Origin of the sequence: Streptomyces sp. NPDC006624 (assembly GCF_040611555.1) — a bacterium.
Taxonomy (GTDB): Bacteria; Actinomycetota; Actinomycetes; order Streptomycetales; family Streptomycetaceae; genus Streptomyces.
The window spans coordinates 145,138-162,738 of sequence record NZ_JBEXOM010000014.1; the positions used below are offsets into that span (position 1 = coordinate 145,138).

The 17,601-nt window shown below is 72.8% G+C and carries 14 protein-coding genes; 10 read left to right on the top strand and 4 right to left on the bottom strand.

Annotated elements, in window-relative coordinates:
* The 3 genes from ABZY20_RS24840 to ABZY20_RS24850 form a co-directional block, all read right to left on the bottom strand.
* Window positions 1-1,314, bottom strand: coding sequence for an ATP-grasp domain-containing protein (locus tag ABZY20_RS24840; RefSeq protein ID WP_356443779.1), 1,314 nt, complete (start codon window positions 1,312-1,314; stop codon window positions 1-3).
* 348 nt (window positions 1,315-1,662) lie between these two features.
* The gene (locus tag ABZY20_RS24845) at window positions 1,663-4,062 is read right to left on the bottom strand and encodes a SpoIIE family protein phosphatase (RefSeq protein ID WP_356443781.1); all 2,400 of its coding nucleotides are present in this window, start codon (window positions 4,060-4,062) and stop codon (window positions 1,663-1,665) included.
* A 124-nt stretch (window positions 4,063-4,186) separates the two neighbouring features.
* Window positions 4,187-4,867, bottom strand: a complete 681-nt coding sequence (locus tag ABZY20_RS24850) for a GntR family transcriptional regulator (RefSeq protein WP_356443783.1) — start codon at window positions 4,865-4,867, stop codon at window positions 4,187-4,189.
* A gap of 95 nt (window positions 4,868-4,962) precedes the next feature.
* Here ABZY20_RS24850 and ABZY20_RS24855 point away from each other — a divergent pair, with 95 nt between their 5' ends.
* The 6 genes from ABZY20_RS24855 (at window position 4,963) to ABZY20_RS24880 (ending at window position 11,321) form a co-directional block, all read left to right on the top strand.
* On the top strand, window positions 4,963-6,207 hold the full coding sequence (locus tag ABZY20_RS24855; protein WP_356443785.1) for a sarcosine oxidase subunit beta family protein: 1,245 nt from the start codon (window positions 4,963-4,965) through the stop codon (window positions 6,205-6,207).
* 11 nt (window positions 6,208-6,218) lie between these two features.
* Window positions 6,219-6,515 (top strand): sarcosine oxidase subunit delta, encoded by a 297-nt coding sequence (locus ABZY20_RS24860; protein WP_356443787.1) that lies wholly within the window; start codon window positions 6,219-6,221, stop codon window positions 6,513-6,515.
* Window positions 6,512-9,346 carry a 2Fe-2S iron-sulfur cluster-binding protein gene (locus tag ABZY20_RS24865; protein ID WP_356443789.1) on the top strand — a complete coding sequence of 945 codons (2,835 nt, stop codon included), beginning with the start codon at window positions 6,512-6,514 and terminating at the stop codon, window positions 9,344-9,346. The genes ABZY20_RS24860 and ABZY20_RS24865 overlap by 4 nt, the downstream gene beginning before the upstream one ends.
* Window positions 9,339-9,950: a sarcosine oxidase subunit gamma family protein gene (locus ABZY20_RS24870; protein ID WP_356443790.1), complete on the top strand. Its 612-nt coding sequence runs from the start codon at window positions 9,339-9,341 to the stop codon at window positions 9,948-9,950. The genes ABZY20_RS24865 and ABZY20_RS24870 overlap by 8 nt, the downstream gene beginning before the upstream one ends.
* A gap of 37 nt (window positions 9,951-9,987) precedes the next feature.
* The gene (locus ABZY20_RS24875; RefSeq protein WP_356443792.1) at window positions 9,988-10,440 is read left to right on the top strand and encodes an Lrp/AsnC family transcriptional regulator; all 453 of its coding nucleotides are present in this window, start codon (window positions 9,988-9,990) and stop codon (window positions 10,438-10,440) included.
* A gap of 206 nt (window positions 10,441-10,646) precedes the next feature.
* Entirely contained in the window at window positions 10,647-11,321 is a 675-nt protein-coding gene (locus ABZY20_RS24880; protein WP_356443794.1) for a DUF5701 family protein, read from the top strand.
* Window positions 11,322-11,484: 163 nt separating this feature from the next.
* Here the strand turns inward: ABZY20_RS24880 and proP are convergent, their stop codons facing one another.
* Window positions 11,485-12,984, bottom strand: a complete 1,500-nt coding sequence (gene proP, locus ABZY20_RS24885) for a glycine betaine/L-proline transporter ProP (RefSeq protein ID WP_356443796.1) — start codon at window positions 12,982-12,984, stop codon at window positions 11,485-11,487.
* Between the two features lie 239 nt (window positions 12,985-13,223).
* Here proP and ABZY20_RS24890 point away from each other — a divergent pair, with 239 nt between their 5' ends.
* From ABZY20_RS24890 to ABZY20_RS24905, 4 genes are all read left to right on the top strand, one after another.
* Entirely contained in the window at window positions 13,224-14,732 is a 1,509-nt protein-coding gene (locus tag ABZY20_RS24890) for an MFS transporter (RefSeq protein WP_356443797.1), read from the top strand.
* A 213-nt stretch (window positions 14,733-14,945) separates the two neighbouring features.
* The gene (locus tag ABZY20_RS24895; RefSeq protein WP_356443799.1) at window positions 14,946-15,692 is read left to right on the top strand and encodes an SCO2525 family SAM-dependent methyltransferase; all 747 of its coding nucleotides are present in this window, start codon (window positions 14,946-14,948) and stop codon (window positions 15,690-15,692) included.
* 27 nt (window positions 15,693-15,719) lie between these two features.
* Complete coding sequence (locus ABZY20_RS24900; protein WP_356443873.1) at window positions 15,720-16,637, top strand: SCO2523 family variant P-loop protein; 918 nt, start codon at window positions 15,720-15,722, stop codon at window positions 16,635-16,637.
* Complete coding sequence (locus tag ABZY20_RS24905; protein ID WP_356443801.1) at window positions 16,634-17,599, top strand: SCO2522 family protein; 966 nt, start codon at window positions 16,634-16,636, stop codon at window positions 17,597-17,599. Before ABZY20_RS24900 ends, ABZY20_RS24905 begins: the two co-directional genes overlap by 4 nt.
* The last annotated feature ends 2 nt before the right edge of the window (window positions 17,600-17,601 follow it).

Sequence of the window (17,601 nt, forward strand, 5' to 3'; positions counted from 1 at the left end):
TCACTCTCCCGTGGCGCCGGCCTCGCGCGGGGCGTCCTCGAAGGCCAGGTTCAGGGCGGCCACGCAGTGGTCGAACTTCTCCCGCAGCTCCTGCTCGTCCGCCCCGCCGGTGTAGATGTGCGCCAGCTCGTAGCTGTAGCTGTCCTGCCCGGGCAGCTCGGAGAGCCGGTCGCCCGCCTCGGGGATCACCTCGATGCGGACGCCCGGGGTCTCCCGCTCGATGCGGTCGATCTCCTCGCGGCTCGGCACCCGGCGCACCACGCCGTCGGTGAACCAGCGGTGGTACCACTTCGCCGCCATCGCGTAGGGGCCCTCGCGGTGCGGCATGCGCGGGTCCTCGCCGAGGGCGAGGCGCACCATGCAGTGGTGGTTGGGCACGCCGTCGACGTACTGGAACATCTCCGCGTGCGACTGGGAGTGCCGCGGGTTGATCTCCAGCAGCTGGATCCCCTGCGTGCGCGGGTCGTAGAAGTACTCGATGCTGAAGGTGGCGGAGTCCATGCCGATCTGCTTCATCACGCGCTCGCTGACGTCGTGCAGCTGCGCGATGACCGGCGGCGGCAGCGTCGAGGGGTACTGGTGGCGCAGGAAGCAGGAGGAGTCCGGGTAGTTGATGGAGTCCAGCACGCCGTAGACCGTGACCTCGCCCCGGTGGACGTAGCCCTCCACGGCGACCTGCACGCCGGTCATCGCCTCCTCGGCGAGGCAGACCCGGCCGCCGACGCCGTCCATCTCCGGTGGCAGCTCGATGCGTTCGAGGATGTGCTCGAAGGGGCGGCCGATCCGGGAGATGCCCTCGCGGATCTCGGTGACCGCCTTGCGGAACTCCTCCTCGTCATCGACTCCGAAGGCGAGTTCGGAGGAGTACGAGAGGGCGGGCTTGACCCACATCGGGAAGCGCACGTCCGCGGGCGGGCGGGGCGGGTCGGCCGACAGGTCGACCCGGTCGAAGCGGGGGTGCCGGTCGGTCGCCTTCCGCTGTTCCAGCCGGCTCCAGTACTTGTGCTCGCACTTGACCACGGACTCCAGGCTCGTGCTGCGGGTGCCGTAGCGCTCGCTGAGCATCGGGACCAGCGTGCTGACGGGGAAGTCCCAGTAGCCCACGATCGCGTCGACGCTGCCGTCGAAGGCGTCCAGGACGCGCACGGCCTTGTCGAGGAGCGTGGGCAGGTGGACCTCGCCGACCTGCAGTTCCTCGATGGTCAGCAGCTGGTGAAATCGCAGCCTTTCAGCTCCGGGGACCTGCTCCAGCGTGGGCAGATTGGCCTCGTCGAGCCCGATCACGAAGACGTTCCTCACCGTCTCGTCCGACACGGCTCTCCTTCCGACGGTTTTCTGCGGCGTCCGGCTCCCGGGCCGGTGTCCAAGATCGGCGGAGTACCCCTCGTGCCTGCCGGCATTCACTTCCGGCCATCGCGCTGCTCACAGGACGGCCGGAGCATGCCTGCCGCCGTCGTGGGAACGCGGGGCGGCTGAGAACGGCGTCACCGTCACGCCACCGGGCGAGCGGCTGCCGGTCCGTCGGGAAGCCGGAGGGGGAGACCGCGCTGATCACCGGCGGCGGCTGCGGTATCGGACGGGCGGTGGCGCTGCTGGACGCGCGTGAGGGCGCCGGAGGTCGTCGCGGGCGCGGGCGGCGTCGTCGACACGCGCCAGTCCCGCTCACACACCGGCGGGCAGGGGCTGTTCCGCCCAGATGGTCTTGCCCGTGGGCGTCTGGCGGCTGCCCCACCGCTCGGCGAGCTGGGCGACCAGGAGCAGTCCGCGTCCGCCCTCGTCGAAGACCCGGGCCCGGCGCAGATGCGGTGCGGTGTTGCTGCCGTCGGACACCTCGCAGATGAGGGTGGCATCGCGGATCAGCCGCAGCTCGATGGGGGAACCGCCGTACCGCAGCGCGTTGGTGACCAGTTCGCTGACGATCAGTTCGGTCGCGAACTCGGCCTCCGCGAGCCCCCACGCGGCCAGTTGCTCGCCGGCCATCTTGCGGGCCCGGGCCACCGCCGCGGGGTCCGGTGGCAGCTGCCAGCTGCGCACCTGCCCGGCGTCGAGCGCGGCCGTGCGGCCCAGCATCAGCACGATGTCGTCGGCGGGCCGGCCGGCCAGGACGGTGTGCAGCACCTGGTCGCAGGTCTCCTCCAGGCTGTCGGCGGGGCTGCCCAACGCCCGGCGCAGCAGCGAGATGCCGACCTCGATGTCGTGGCCGGCGGCCTCGATCAGGCCGTCGGTGTACAGGACGAGGAGGCTGTTCTCCTCCAGGCGCATCTCGCGGGACTCGAACGGCAGGCCGCCCAGGCCGAGCGGCGGCCCGGGCGGCAGGTCGAGGAAGCGCACCCCGCCGTCGGGCGTGACCAGGGCGGGCGGCGGATGCCCGGCCCGGGCCATGGTGCAGCGCCGGGACACCGGGTCGTAGACCGCGTACAGGCAGGTGGCGCCGATCTGTCCCGAGGCCTCCTCGGCCCCGCGCGCCTCCGGGCCCTCCTCCCGGTCGAGCCGGATGACGAGGTCGTCGAGCTGGGTGAGCAGCTCGTCGGGGGCGAGATCGACGTCCGCGAGGGTCCGTACGGCCGTGCGCAGCCGGCCCATGGTGGCCGACGCGTGGATGCCGTGGCCCACCACGTCGCCCACCACCAGGGCCACCCGTGCGCCGGACAGCGGGATCACGTCGAACCAGTCTCCGCCGATGTCCGCCCCGGAGCCGGTCGGCAGATAGCGGTAGGCCACGTCCATCGCCGCGAGGTCGGGAGGCCGCTCGGGCAGGAGGCTGCGCTGGAGCGCCAGCGCGGTCCGGCGCTCCCGTGTGTAGCGGCGGGCGTTGTCGACACTGACCGCGGCCCGGGCGACGATCTCCTCCGCGAGCAGCAGATCGTCCTCGCTGAAGGTCTCCGGGGTCCGGTGGCGCAGGAAGTGCACCAGGCCCAGGGTCACCCCGCGGGCGCGCAGCGGCACCATCATCGCCGAGTGCATCAGATGCCGGGCCACGGTCTCGGCCCGGGCCGGGGAGGCCCTGATCCACTCCCGCATCCCCGGATCGCCCGGCCGGTGCCGGGCACCCCGTCCGGCGGTCAGTGTCCGCATCGGGAGCGTCCCCACCGGGTAACGGGTCGTGCCGCCGACGGGGACCACCGCTTCCGGACAGCCCTCCAGCACCGACCGCTGCGCGGTGCGCCGCACGGTGACCGGCGTGTCCGGCGGCAGCGGCTCCGGTTCGTCGCCGGCGACGACGGACTCCAGCAGGTCCACGGTGACGAAGTCCGCGAACCCGCCGACGGCCACCTCGGCCAGCTCCTCGGCCGTCCGGGTCACGTCCAGGCTGCTCCCGATGCGGACACTGGCCTCGTTGAGCACCGCGAGCCGGCGGCGGGCCCAGTACTGCTCGGTGGTGTCGAACACGGTCGCCGACACGCCCTGGACCGCGCCGGTCTCGTCCTTGAGCGGGGACACGAACATCGACCAGGCGTGCGGCCGGGTCTCGCCCGGGGCCTGGCCGTGCTCCTCGTGGAAGATCATCTCGCCGGTGCGCAGCACCTCACGCTGGAGACGGTCGTACGCGTCGAAGGGCCGGCGGGGTTCGATCTCCGCGAGGGACAGGCCCTTCATCTCCTCCTCGGCCATGCCCATGACCTGGGTCATGGTCTGGTTGGCGGCCACGAGCCGGGCCTCACGGTCGTAGACCGCCACCGGCACGGGCAACTGGGAGAGCGTGAGGTCCCACAGCTGGGCGGCCCCGAGTTCGCTCGGGCCGGCCGTGTGCTCCGGGGTGGTGCCGGTCACCAGCCACAGGCGCCTGCCGTCCGCGTCGAGCAGGGGCGTGCCCTGCAGCCGGACCACGACACGGTCGCCGTCCCGGTGGCGCAGCGCCACCTCGCCGGCCCACCGCCGTCCGTCGGCCACGTGCTGCCGTGTGGAACCGGGCAGCCGCGCGGCCAGCAGGTCGGTGACGGGCCGGCCCACGACCTCGGCGGATTCGAATCCGAGCAGGCGGCGTGCGCCGTCGCTCCAGACCAGGACGTCGCCACCGGTGCCGACGACGACGGCCAGGTCCTTCGGTACGCGTCCCTCCACGGTGCCTCCGGATGTGACGCCCTCAGCTGCTCAGGACTTCCTGCACCGATTGTCCCGCCACCTCCTCCGCGCGGCGCGTCTGCCGGGGCGGCCGGGTCCGGCAGCGGGCTGACCTGCGGAAGTGTCAGATGGCCGCGCGGATGGCCCGCTCGAAGCCCTCGACGTGCCCGCGGGCGAGCCGCGCCGCCGTCTCCGGGTCCCCCGCGACGACCGCCTCGATCAGCGGACCGTGCTCCTCCACATGACCCGCCATACCGGACAGCCGGTCGAGGAACAGGCACCAGATGCGGGTGGCGAGGTTGTCGTGGCGGACGAGGGTGTCCTCCAGGTACGGGTTGTGCGCGGCGGCGTAGAGCGCGCGGTGCACCTGGAGGTCGAGGCGCATCAGGTCCGAGGCGTCCCGCGCACCGGCGGGGGCGCTCTCCAGCTCGCGGCGCAGGGCCGTCAGGGCCGCACGGTCGGCGGCGGTGGCGCGGCGCGCGGCCAGGGCCGCGGCCAGCGGCTCCAGCTCCTTGCGCACCTCGGAGATGTGCGCAAGGTCCGTGATGTTGACCTCGGTGGCGAAGGTGCCGCGCCGCGGGTAGGTCGTGATCAGCCGCTCGTACTGGAGCCGCTTGAGGGCCTCGCGCACCGGCGTCCGGCCCACGCCGAGGGACTGGGCCAGCTGCTCCTCCTGGATCGGCGCGCCCGGGCGGATCTCCAGCATGACCAGCCGGTCGCGGATGGCGCGGTAGGCCCGCTCGGCGAGGGACAGCTCCTCGCCCTCGGCCCCGGTGCCTGCGCGCCCGGTCGCCAACTGCCGCATGAATGCCCCCTTGACCCGTCCGGCGAGCTCCCATACCGTACCGCACAGTCTGATATATCAGTTGCGCACTAGTCGGCCACCAGGATGGTGCACAGATGGCAGCCAGCCCGTCGACCAGCACGGACGCCGCCCCGCTCCCGGAGCACCCGGACTTCCTCTGGCGCAACCCCGAGCCGCGCTCCTCGTACGACGTCGTCATCGTCGGCGGGGGCGGCCACGGCCTGGCCACCGCCTACTACCTCGCCGCGCACCACGGCATCACGAACGTCGCCGTCCTGGAGAAGGGCTGGCTGGCGGGCGGCAACATGGCCCGCAACACCACGATCATCCGCTCCAACTACCTCTGGGACGAGAGCGCGGCGATCTACGAGCACGCGCTGAAGCTCTGGGAGCGGCTCCCGCAGGAGCTGGACTACGACTTCCTGTTCAGCCGGCGCGGCGTGCTCAACCTCGCCCACACCCTCCAGGACGTCCGCGAGGGCAGACGCCGCGTGGGCGCCAACCGGCTCAACGGCGTCGACGCCGAGTGGCTGGAACCGGACGAGGTCGCCCGCATCTGCCCCATCCTCGACGTCTCGCCCCGCACCCGCTACCCGGTCCTCGGCGCCACCTTCCAGCCCCGGGCCGGCATCGCCAAGCACGACCACGTCGCCTGGGCGCTGGCCCGCGCCGCCGACGCGCTGGGCGTCGACCTGATCCAGGGCTGCGAGGTCACCGGCTTCCTCAAGGACGGCGGCCGGGTCGTCGGCGTCGAGACCGGCCGCGGCCGGATCCGCGCCGGGCGGATCGGACTCGCGGCGGCCGGGCACAGCAGCGTGCTGGCGGAACGGGCGGGCCTGCGGCTGCCCGTGCAGTCCCACCCGCTGCAGGCCCTGGTCTCCGAACTGCACGAGCCCGTGCACCCGACCGTCGTCATGTCGAACCACGTGCACGTCTACGTCTCCCAGGCCCACAAGGGCGAGCTGGTGATGGGCGCGGGCGTCGACCCCTACAACGGCTACGGGCAGCGCGGCTCCTTCCACGTCATCGAGCGGCAGATGGCCGCCGCCGTCGAGCTGTTCCCCGTCTTCGCCCGGGCGCACGTGCTGCGCACCTGGGGCGGCGTCGTCGACGTCACCCCGGACGCCTCCCCGGTCATCGGCAGCACACCCGTGGAGAACCTCTACGTCAACTGCGGCTGGGGCACCGGCGGTTTCAAGGCCACGCCGGCCGCCGGCTGGACCTTCGCGCACGTCCTCGCCACCGGCGAGCCGCACCCGCTGAGCGCTCCCTTCGCCCTGGAACGCTTCACGACCGGCGCCCTGATCGACGAACACGGCGCGGCGGCCGTGGCCCACTGAGGAGGACACCCGTGCTGCTGATCACCTGCCCGTGGTGCGGTCCGCGCGACGAGACCGAGTACCACTACGGCGGCCAGGCCCACGTCCCCTACCCGGAGGATCCCGCCGCGCTCAGCGACGAGCAGTGGGCGGAGTACGTCTTCTACCGCGACAACCCCAAGGGCCCCTTCGCCGAACGCTGGATGCACGGCACCGGCTGCCGCCGCTGGTTCAACGTCCTGCGCGACACCGCCACCCACGAGGTGCTCGCCTCGTACCGCATCGGCGAGCCCCGCCCCGAACCGCCCCGGGCCGGAGGGAACCGGTGACCGGCCCGCACTTCCGGCTGCCGCGGGGCGGCCGCGTCGACCGCGGCACCCTGCTGCGCTTCACCGTCGACGGACGCGAACTGACCGGCCACCCCGGCGACACCGTCGCCTCGGCGATGCTGGCCCACGGCCTCGTCGAGGTCGCCCCGTCCCTCTACCGGGGCCGCCCGCGCGGCATCGTCACCGCGGGCGTCGAGGAGCCCAACGCCCTGCTCCGGCTGGACGGCCCGTGCGCGGAGAGCATGCTCCCGGCGACGACGGTCGAGCTGTACGACGGCCTGTCCGCCACCACCCTCTCCGGAAAGGGCCGGCTCGACCCGGGCCCCGACCCGGCTGTCTACGACAAGAAGTACGTCCACACCGACGTCCTGGTCGTCGGCGCCGGAGCGGCCGGACTGGCGGCCGCCGCCGCTGCCGCCGCATCCGGCGCCCGCGTGCTCCTCCTCGACGACCAGCCCGAACCGGGCGGTTCCCTGCTCGGGGGCCGTCCCGCCGGGCTCGCCGCCCTGCGGGCAGCGCTCGACGCGGCCCCGGAGGCCGTCGTCCTGCGGCGGACCACGGCCTTCGGCTCGTACGACGACAACTACGTGCTCGCCCTCCAGCGGCGCACCGACCACCTGGGACCGGCCGCGCCCGAGGGCGTCTCCCGCCAGCGGCTCTGGCACATCCGCGCCCGGCAGGTCGTCCTCGCGACCGGCGCGCACGAGCGGCCGCTGGTCTTCGCCGGCAACGACCGGCCCGGGGTGATGCTCGCCGGGGCCGTGCGCACGTACCTCGACCGCTACGGCGTCGCGGCCGGTTCACGGGCCGTGGTGAGCACCACCAACGACAGCGCCTACGACACGGTCGCCGGCCTGCACGCCGCGGGCGTCGCGGTGGAGGCGGTCGTGGACGCGCGCGCCGAACGGTCCGCGCGGGCCGCCGAGGTCGCCGCCGCGACCGGCGTACGGATCCTGACCGCGAGCGCGGTCACAGGCACGTCCGGCGAGGCGCGGATCACCTCGGTCACGGCCTGTGGGATCGACGCGGACGGCGAACCCACCGGGGCGGCCGCGTCGTTCGACTGCGACCTGCTCGCCGTCTCGGGCGGCTGGAGCCCGGTGGTGCACCTGCACAGCCAGCGGCAGGGCCGGCTGCGCTGGGACGCGGACCTGGTCGCCTTCGTCCCCGACGGGACCGTACGGGACCAGCGGATCGTGGGCGCGGCCAACGGGACCTACGACCTCGACGCCTGCCTCGCCGAAGGAGCGCGGGCGGGGGCGCTGGCCGCGACGGACGCCGGGTTCCCGGTCCCCGTGCCGCCGCCCGGCGCCGCCCCGCCCGGCGCCCCGGTACGCGCCCTGTGGCTGGTCCCCGGCGCCGACGGCACCTGGGACACCCACTTCGTCGACCTGCAGCGCGACGTCACGGTCGCCGACATCCACCGCTCCACCGGCGCCGGGATGCGCGGTGTCGAGCACGTCAAGCGCTACACCTCGCTCGGCACGGCCGCGGACCAGGGCAAGACCTCCGCCGTCAACGCGATCGGTGTGATCGCGGAGATCCTCGGCGGCTCCCCGGGGGAGATCGGCACCACGGCCCACCGGGCGCCCTGCACCCCGATCGCCTTCGCCGCGCTGGCCGGACGGGAGCGCGGCGACCTGTTCGACCCGGAGCGCACCACGTCCGTCCACCCCTGGCACGTCGCGCACGGAGCGGTGTTCGAGGACGTCGGGCAGTGGAAGCGCCCGCGCTCCTACCCCCGGCCCGGAGAGGACCTGGACACAGCCGTGGCCCGCGAGTGCCGGGCGGCCCGCGAGGGCGTGGCGTTCATGGACGCCTCCACCCTCGGCAAGATCGAGATCCGGGGCGCCGACGCGGGCGAGTTCCTCGACCGCGTCTACACCAACGCCTTCAGGAAGCTGAAGCCCGGCACGGCCCGCTACGGCGTGATGTGCACGCCCGACGGCATGGTCCTCGACGACGGCGTCACACTGCGCCTGGACGAGGACCGCTGGTTCATGACCACCACGACCGCGGGCGCCGCGCGCGTCCTGGACTGGCTGGAGGAGTGGCTGCAGACGGAGTGGCCCGGACTCGACGTGCACTGCACGTCGGTGACGGAACAGTGGACGACGATCGCCGTGGTCGGTCCCCGGTCGCGCCAGGTCGTCGCCCGGCTCGCGCCCGGGACCGACCTGTCCGCCGAGGCGTTCCCCTTCATGTCCTTCCGCGAGACCACCCTGGCCTCCGGAGTCCCGGCCCGCATCTGCCGGATCTCCTTCTCCGGTGAACTCGCCTACGAGATCAACGTCTCGTCCTGGTACGGCCTGGCCGTCTGGGAGCAGGTGCACGAGGCGGGACAGCCGTACGGCATCACCCCCTACGGCACCGAGACCATGCACGTCCTGCGCGCCGAGAAGGGCTACATCATCGTCGGGCAGGACACCGACGGCACGGTCACCCCGCAGGACGCCGGCATGTCCTGGGCGGTGTCGAAGCGGAAGGACTTCATCGGCAAGCGGTCCTTCACGCGGGCCGACACCAGCCGCCCCGACCGCAAGCACCTGGTCGGCCTGCTGCCGATCGACCGCACGACCCGGCTGCCCGAGGGCACCCAGCTCCTCGCCCCGGACGTCGGCCTGGAGACGGTTCCGGTGCCGATGCTCGGCCATGTGACGTCCAGCTACCACAGCCAGGCCCTCGGCCGCCCCTTCGCCCTGGCCCTCGTCGCCGGCGGGCGCTCGAGGATCGGCGAGACGCTGCTCGCGCCGGTGGGCGAGCGCCTGGTGCCCGTCGAGGTGACCGACTGCGTCCTCTACGACCCGGAAGGGACCAAGCGAGATGGCTGAGACCGGTGTCGCGGCGCTGCGCCGGAGCCCGCTGGCCCATCTGACGGAGGCGATGCGCGCCGCCGCCGTCACCGGGGCCCGGGGCGTCGCCCTGGCCGAGCGCCCGTTTCTCACCATGGTGAACCTGCGCGTCGCACCCGGGTCCGCGGCGGCCGGGCGGGTGGAGAAGGTCCTGGGCGTGCCGCTGCCCCGCGCGTGCGGCGACACGGCCACGGACGGCTCCCGCACGGCCGTCTGGCTCGGCCCCGACGAGTGGCTGGTGGTGTCCCCCGCGTCCTCGGGGGAGGGGACCGCCGGCATCGCGCAGGCCCTCGGTGGTGCCCCCGGCTCGGTCGTCGACGTCTCCGCCCACCGCACCACGCTGGAGCTGAGCGGCCCGTCCGCCCGGCAGGTGCTGGAGAAGGGCTGCCCGCTGGACCTGCACCCCCGGGTCTTCGGCCCCGGCCGGGCGGTGTCCACCACGGTCGGACCCGTCGGCGTGCTCCTGTGGCAGGTGGACGACGCCCCCACGTACCGTCTGCTGGCGCGCTCCTCGTTCGCCGACCACCTGGCGCGCCGGCTCATCGACGCCATGGGCGAGTTCGGCGGACCGGAGGTGCCCTGAGCGGGGAGCGTTCCGGCCGTGGGAAAGAATCTTCCGCATGGATGCCCTGGACCGGAAGATCCTCACCGAACTGCAGCGGGACGGCCGTCTGACGGTCACCGAGCTGGCGGCCCGGGTGAAGCTGAGCGTCTCGCCGTGCCACCGGCGGCTGCGCGACCTCGAACGCGAGGGCGCGATCCGCGGCTACCGCGCGATCGTCGACCCGGCGGCCGTGGGCCTCGACTTCGAGGCCCTCGTCTTCGTCACCCTGCGCTGGGAGGACGCCGACACCGTCGGCGCCTTCGAGGAGGCGGTGGCCGCCGTCCCGCACGTGCTCCAGGCCCAGCGCCTGTTCGGCGACCCGGACTACCTGCTGCGGGTGGCCACCTCCGACCTGACGGCCTTCCGGCAGCTCTACGACCAGCGGCTCGCCCGGCTGCCCGGCGTGCAGCGCCTGACCTCCACCCTCGTGATGAAGCACGTGGTGGACGACCGCCCGCTGCCCCAGTGACGACCGCCCGCTGCCCCGGTCCCCCAGTAAGGAGCCGCAACGCGGGCAGCGCACCGGTCGCCCCCCGGGGTGCGCCGCCCCGCGTTGCCGGTGACGCGACCGGGTGCCCCGCCGCGCGAATCCTTCGGGTTCCTCCCGGAAGGAACGCTTCCGCGGAACGGCTCGTTGACCAGGAGTTCACCCGCCTCACCGATCAGAGGAGCATCGTGCCCGAGACGTCCACCGTCCTGCCCGCACTCCCGGCCCTGACCGCCCAGGCCGACCGGCTGATCGAGCTGGGCGTGCACGAGATCGCCGGGCTGTCCGCCGACGAGATCCGCGCGTTCGCCGCCGGGGCGGACGGCGACGGTGCCCTGCTGGCCGTGCACCCCGAGAGGGCTCCCGCCTCCGCCCTCGCCCCGCTGCTGCGCCGCGACGGCAAGCCGGGCTTCGTCGTCGTCGACATGGCCGACGTCGACGCGTTCACGCCGCACACCGTCGAGCTGCCCGGCACGCCGCTCTACCTCGTCACCGGCGTCGACCGCGGCGACCACATGGCCAACTGGAGCCCCGAGGAGGCGCTGCCCGCCCTCGGCAAGGAGCAGCGCACCCCGCTGGTGCTCACCGAGGGCATCCACTGGGTGCTCCAGCAGCCGGAGTCCCTGGAGCGCAACCGCTGCTTCATGACCATCGGCTCCCGGCTGCGCAAGGCAAACGGCGCGCTGGACGCCCGCACCCCCGCGATCTGGATCAGCAACGGCACCGGACGCGACGGGCGGGAGCGCCGCAACGCCCCCAAGGTCGGCTGGTGCTGGTGGAACAACCGCCACACCTGGCTGGGCTTCGCCTCGGCCACGGGGCGGACGCCCGGGGCGGCCGGTCCCGTGGTACGTCCTGAGTGACGAGGAGTTCCGTGGTACGTCCTGAGTGACGAGGAGGACGGGGGAGGGGACACGGCGCGGCGGCCCGGGTGGACCGGCCGGCGCCATGCGGCCGGCGCCCGGCGCCCAGCGGCGCGGAGTCAGCGACATGTGGCCCTCGTCCGGGGCGCCTCCGGCCGTGACCTCAGAACCTCGGCCGGGGCGCCTGCGCCTGGACCAGTTCCGCGGCCTCCTCCTCCGTCTCCACGGACGGCGGGGAGCCCGCCAGCGGCTTGTTCGCGGTCTCCCGCATGCACAGCACGGCGATGACGCCGACCGCGGCCGCGCCCGTCGCGTAGTACGCCGGCATGAGCGTCGAGTCGAAGGCGCTGATCAGCGCGGTGATCACCAGCGGTGTCGTGCCGCCGAAGACCGAGGTCGCCAGGTTGTAGGCGACCGACAGGGAGCCGTAGCGGACGTGCGTGGGGAAGATCGCCGGGAGCGCCGCCGACATCGTGCCGAGCATCATCACCAGGCTGAGCCCCATCAGCAGCAGCCCCAGCGCGATGAGGGCCACGCTGCCCTGCCGGATGAGCAGGAACGACGGCAGGGACAGCAAGAGGAAGCCCAGCATCCCGGCCATCAGCAGCGGCTTGCGCCCGAAGCGGTCCGAGAGCCGCCCGACCTGGTTGATGACGCACATCTGCAGCACCATCACGAGGAGCAGGATCAGCAGCCCGTGGTTGGTCTCGTAGCCCAGCTCGTCCGACAGGTACGTCGGCATGTACGACAGCAGCATGTAGTCGGTGATGTTGTACGCCGCGACGAGCGCGAGGCACAGCAGCAGCGGCCGCCAGTACCGGGTGAAGATCCTGCCGAGGTCGGCGGTGGCCGAGGTCTCCACGGCGTCGGCGGCCTCGGGCGCCCGGACCCGGTCGCCCTCCAGCTTCTGGAAGGCGGGCGTCTCGTCCAGCTTCAGCCGCAGGTACAGGCCGATGAAGCCCAGCGGGGCGGCGACCAGGAAGGGGACGCGCCAGCCCCACTGCAGCATCTGGCCGTCGCTGAGCAGGCTCTCCAGGACGACGACGAGGCCCGAGGCGCCGACGTACCCGGCGAGCGTGCCCAGCTCCAGGAAGCTGCCGAAGAAGCCGCGCCGCCTGTCCGGGGCGTACTCCGCGATGAACGTCGAGGCCCCGCCGTATTCCCCGCCCGTCGAGAACCCCTGCACCAGCCTGAAGAAGATCAGCAGGGCGGGGGCCCACAGGCCGATCACGGCGTGCGAGGGGATGAGGCCGATGGCGAACGTGCCCACCGCCATCATGATCATCGTGAGGGAGAGGATGCGCTTGCGGCCGACCTTGTCACCGAGTGGCCCGAAGACCATGCCGCCCAGGGGACGCACCAGGAAGGCCACCGCGAACGTCGCGAAGGAGCTGAGCAGCTGGGCGGTGTCGTTCCCGGACGGGAAGAAGACCTTCCCGATCGTCACGGCCAGGTAGCTGTAGATCCCGAAGTCGTACCACTCCATCGCGTTGCCGAGAGCGGCCGCCTTCGTGGCCCGCTTGACCGCCGCCTCGTCGGTCACGGTGATGTCGCTGCGGCGCAGCTTCGGGTTCCGCCGTTTCTCGATCGCCCGGAACAGCACCCGGTGCCGCCTCACCGCTGCGGGATCCACCGACCCGTCGTCGTTCCCGGGCGCCGCCATCAGTCGTTCCTTTCGCCGGACGTTCTTCCAAGCAGAACGCCTGCACAGATCTCGCGCGCTCAAACGAGCCCCTTCGCGCGGCACACGGCCGCCCACGCCCGGCCACCGCCGGTCACCAGGGCGCCCGGGGTGCGACACGCGTCCGTCCGCCGCACCCCGCCGGGCGGGCGGACGGGTGTGCTGATGCGCTGGTGGGGAACTGGATACGCCGGAGCGCGCGCCTGGTGAGAGGAACTCCTGTGACAGCATCAGCACCGGGCGGCCGGAACCAGGACGCGCAGGCCGGGCACGAGCGGGACCCGCGCCGGTGGAAGGCCCTGTGGGTCACCCTGGTGGCCGGCTTCATGAGCCTGCTGGACGTGTCGATCGTGGCGGTCGCCCTGCCCACCATCCAGCGGGAACTGCACGCGTCCGCCGCGCAGGTCCAGTGGGTGGTGTCCGGGTACGCCCTGAGCTTCGGTCTGGCCCTGGTCACGGCGGGCCGCCTCGGCGACGCGCTGGACCGGCGCCGTATCTTCCTGCTCGCCCTGAGCGGCTTCGTCCTGTTCAGCGCCGCGTGCGGAGCGGCCCCCAGCATCACCCTGCTGGTGGTGGCGCGCCTCTGCCAGGGCCTGGCCGCCGGATTCATGGCCCCGCAGAACTCGGCGCTCATCCAGCAGATGTTCCGGGGCGGCGAGCGCGGCCGGGCGTTCGGCTTCTTCGGCGCCACCGTCGGCATCTCGTCCGCCGTGGGGCCCCTCACCGGCGGAGTCATCCTCGCGCTCGCGGACGGCAGCCAGGGCTGGCGGTGGATCTTCTACGTCAACGTGCCCATCGGCATCCTCGCCGTCCTCCTCGGCCGGCGCCTGCTGCCCCGGACCCCGCGCTCCGGCCGGGGCCACGTGGACGTGCCCGGTGTGCTGCTCCTCGGCTGCGGCGTCCTCGCGCTGATGTACCCGCTGGTCCAGGCGGAGTCAGGCGGCCTCGCCCGGCTGTGGTGGCTGTTCCTGGTGGGGGCCGCGCTGCTCGCCGTCTTCGCCCGGTGGCAGTACCGCCTGGTCGCCCGGGGCACGCAGCCGCTCCTCGACCCCAGGCTGTTCACCACCGTGCGCGGCTACGCCGCCGGGGCCGGCATCGGCACGCTGTACTTCGTCGGCTTCAGCGGCATCTGGCTGGTCTTCGCGCTGTTCTACCAGCACGGTCTGGGCTTCTCACCGCTGCAGTCCGGCCTCGCCGTGACCCCCTTCGCCCTCGGCTCGGCCTGCGCGTCCGTCGTCTCCGGACGGCTCGTGGACCGGCTCGGGCGGATGCTCACGGTGGGCGGCCTCGCCGGGGTGATCCTCGGCCTGGGCGGCACCGCGCTGCTGCTCCGCCTCGCGCCCCTCGGCATCGCGCCCTGGGTCGCGGCCCCGGCCCTGTTCCTGGGCGGCCTCGGCAGCGGCTGCGTGATCTCGCCCAACATCACCATGACCCTGCGCGACGTGCCCGTGCACATGGCGGGGGCGGCGGGCGGCGCCCTCCAGACCGGCCAGCGGCTCGGCGCCGCCGTGGGCACCGCCGCCCTGCCCGGGCTCTTCTACCTGGTGCTCAGCAGGAGCGACGACTACCGCGGCGCCCTCTTCGTCGCGCTCGGCGCCGCCCTCGTCGGCATGCTGGCGTCGCTCGCCCTCGCGTCGTACGACTGGCGCCGCGACCGGCGCACCGGGGAGCCGCACCGCCCGTGCCCCGACGACGTCGCCCACAGCCCCGTGCACGCCCGCCAGCCCTGACCGCCGCACCCTCCGGGGAGAGCCGGCATCCGATCAGCGTCGCCTGGCGCGACCTCGCCTTTCAAGAGGAGAAACGGGCTGTGCCGCCGACTGCTGCAATGCGCCCCCGCCTGCCCCCGCCTGCGCGGTCGATCGTGTGAAGAAAGGACTGCGGGCCCGGCCCCGTTGATACCTTGGGGCATGGAATCGAGATCACCAGGAGAGGCCCCGCAGTTGAACGCGGACGTGCCCTGGGACCGTTTCGACAGCCGAGCCTATTTCGAGCACAACTACCGGAGCGTGTCCGACGCGGACGCGGAGATCGTTTCGATGATCCGCGATCATTTCGCCGATCATTTCTCCCGGAATCCCGACGGCCCCGCGCAGGGCATCGATGTCGGCGCCGGCGCGAATCTGTACCCCGCACTCGCGATGCTGCCGTGGTGCGACACGATCACCCTGCTCGACCGGTCCCGCAACAACTACCGGTTCCTCGCGAGGCAGCGGACGGCCTACGACCCGTCCTGGGACCAGTTCTGGGAGATCCTCGGCCGGGACCCGGCATACGCCGCCATCGGCCATGACCGCAGGAAAAGGTTCCGGCGTGTGGTCCGCGTCGAGCAATACGATCTCTTCCACCTGCCCCACCGGCCGGAACGCTGGTCCTTGGGAACGATGTTCTTCGTCGCCGAATCCCTTTCCACCTCCTATGCGAGATTCCAGCACGGCGTGGAGTGCTTTCTTCGTGCGCTCACCCCCGGTGCGCCGTTCGCGACCGCTTTCATGGAGCATTCGCAGGGCTATGAGGTGGGAGGGCAGCGGTTCCCCGCATGTGACATCAGTGAATCCCAGGTGTACGAGTGCATGGCGGGATTGTCCGGAAAGCTCGAGACCTGTCGTGTCGGCCGCCCGAACGAAGTGCGCACCGGCTACACGGGAATGATCGTGGCGTGCGGTCACCGCGATATGGGTATCTCCTGAATCCACCCGGCCCGGGGAGGTGTGACCGTGCTCGTCTTCGCCGCCTCCGACAAAGGAGGCACCGGCCGCTCCGTCACCAGCGCGAACCTCGCCTACCAGCGCGCACTGGTGGGCGATGACGTGTGCTACGTGGACTTCGACTTCGGCTCCTCGACCTCGGCCACCGTCTTCGACGTGCCGGAGGCCGCGCACGGCGTAACGGGCGGCGGCCTCCACTCCTACCTGCAGGGCGACACCGGTGAGCCGCCGCGTCTCGACGTCTGGCAGCGCACCGAGCACCCGGTGCTGCTCAGCAGGCCCCACGGCTCCGGCCGGCTCGTGCTGTTACCGGGAGACGTGAGCGGCGGGGAGTTCGCCACGGACGAGGAGACCACCGACCGCTGCGTCGACCTCCTGCTCCGGCTGCACGGCGAGTTCGACCTCGTCATCGTCGACCTCAGCGCGGGACGCAGCTACGCCACGGACATGGTGCTGGGCGCCACCGCCCGGCACGCCATGCGCCACATCCGGGCCCGCTGGCTGGTCTTCCACCGCTGGACCCGCCAGCACCTGACCGCCGTGCACGGCCTGGTCTTCGAGCCGTACGGCATCCTGCACACCGGGGCGGCCAGGGGACACGACCCGGACGTGCTGGGCCGGTCCGTCCGCTTCGTCCGCACCGCCGTCCCCGACCTGGAGTCGGCACTCTGGTCACAGGTCACGCCCTCCCAGGCCGCCTGGATGCACTGGTGCGACAACCAACTGGACAGGCTCGCCGCCCGTCTCGGGGCCGGCGGGAGCAGGGTGCTCGGCACGGTGCCCCTGGAACCCGTGCTCCAGTGGCAGGAACAGCTGATCACCGAGGAGGACGTGCTCTCCAACCAGATCGCCAACAAGGAGACCTTCGAAGCGCTGGAAGAGCTGGCCCGGAGGCTGACCGACGACACCCACTGGGAGCAGCCGTGACGCAGCCCGTCTTCCGGGAGACCACCGCGCAGCCCCGGACCCAGTCCGTGCCGCTCTCCCATCTGTCGCTGGAGATCGGCCACTTGTACATGGAGGATTTCCAAGGGGGGCCCCGCCGGCTGCGCCGGCACTTCGAACGGGTACGACCCTGGGCCGACGCGGCCCGGGCCGACACCGCCGCCCGGGCGGGCGGGACCCGCCCGCGGATCAGCACGTGCTTCCTCGTCGACGACTACTTCACCCGCTTCTCCTCGCCAGCCGAAGTCGTCCCCGCCCTGATCCGGGAAGCCGGACGGGCGGGACTCGTCATCGACTACCTGGCCCGGGAGTCCGCCTGCGCCGTCGCCGGCAAGGCCCCGCTCGCCGAGTCCGTCGTCGCACGCCTCGTCGAATCCCCGCCACCGGGCAGCCAGGGCCTGCGTCCGCCCGTGAGCGAGACCGGCTGGCTCGCCAACGGGCAGCGCAGCCCCGCCGTCCGCGCGGCACAGGCGATGAAGAGAGCCGACGCCTGGCACCCGCCCCGTGAGACCTCGGCCCGCCGGCACTCCGTCTTCCTGGACGCCGAACTGTGGAGCACAGGCAAGGACGGGCGGCGCACCTGGTCCTGCCCCCTCCTCGCGGCGGTATGGCAGCTGGCCCGGCTCGGCCTGCTGCGGAACGAGGGCGAGCCCGTCCTCACACCGCACCCCGGCGACACGGCCTCCCTCCCGGACGACTGGGACGAACTGCCCCCGCTGCTCCGGCTCAACGCCTCCGCCGCCCCCTTCAGCGCCTACCGCACCTGCTCGGTGCTGCCGCACCGCTTCCTGCCGGTCGAACACGCCGTACGGGTCATCCTCGACCAGACCGAGGTGGACACCGGCGCCCTCACCCAGATCGCCCGGCGGTCCGCCGCCGAGCACGTCCCGGTGCCCGACGCCGTCGCGGACCGTGTCTCCTACGCCTTCCACACGGAGCCGTGAAC

Bases quoted from the DNA above. Each gene is read 5' to 3' on its own strand.
- ABZY20_RS24855 (WP_356443785.1), top strand. From the start codon at position 4,963: ATGGCAGCCAGCCCGTCGACCAGCACGGACGCCGCCCCGCTCCCGGAG.
- ABZY20_RS24870 (WP_356443790.1), top strand. From the start codon at position 9,339: ATGGCTGAGACCGGTGTCGCGGCGCTGCGCCGGAGCCCGCTGGCCCAT.
- ABZY20_RS24875 (WP_356443792.1), top strand. From the start codon at position 9,988: ATGGATGCCCTGGACCGGAAGATCCTCACCGAACTGCAGCGGGACGGC.
- proP (WP_356443796.1), bottom strand. From the start codon at position 12,984: ATGGCGGCGCCCGGGAACGACGACGGGTCGGTGGATCCCGCAGCGGTG.
- ABZY20_RS24850 (WP_356443783.1), bottom strand. From the start codon at position 4,867: ATGCGGCAGTTGGCGACCGGGCGCGCAGGCACCGGGGCCGAGGGCGAG.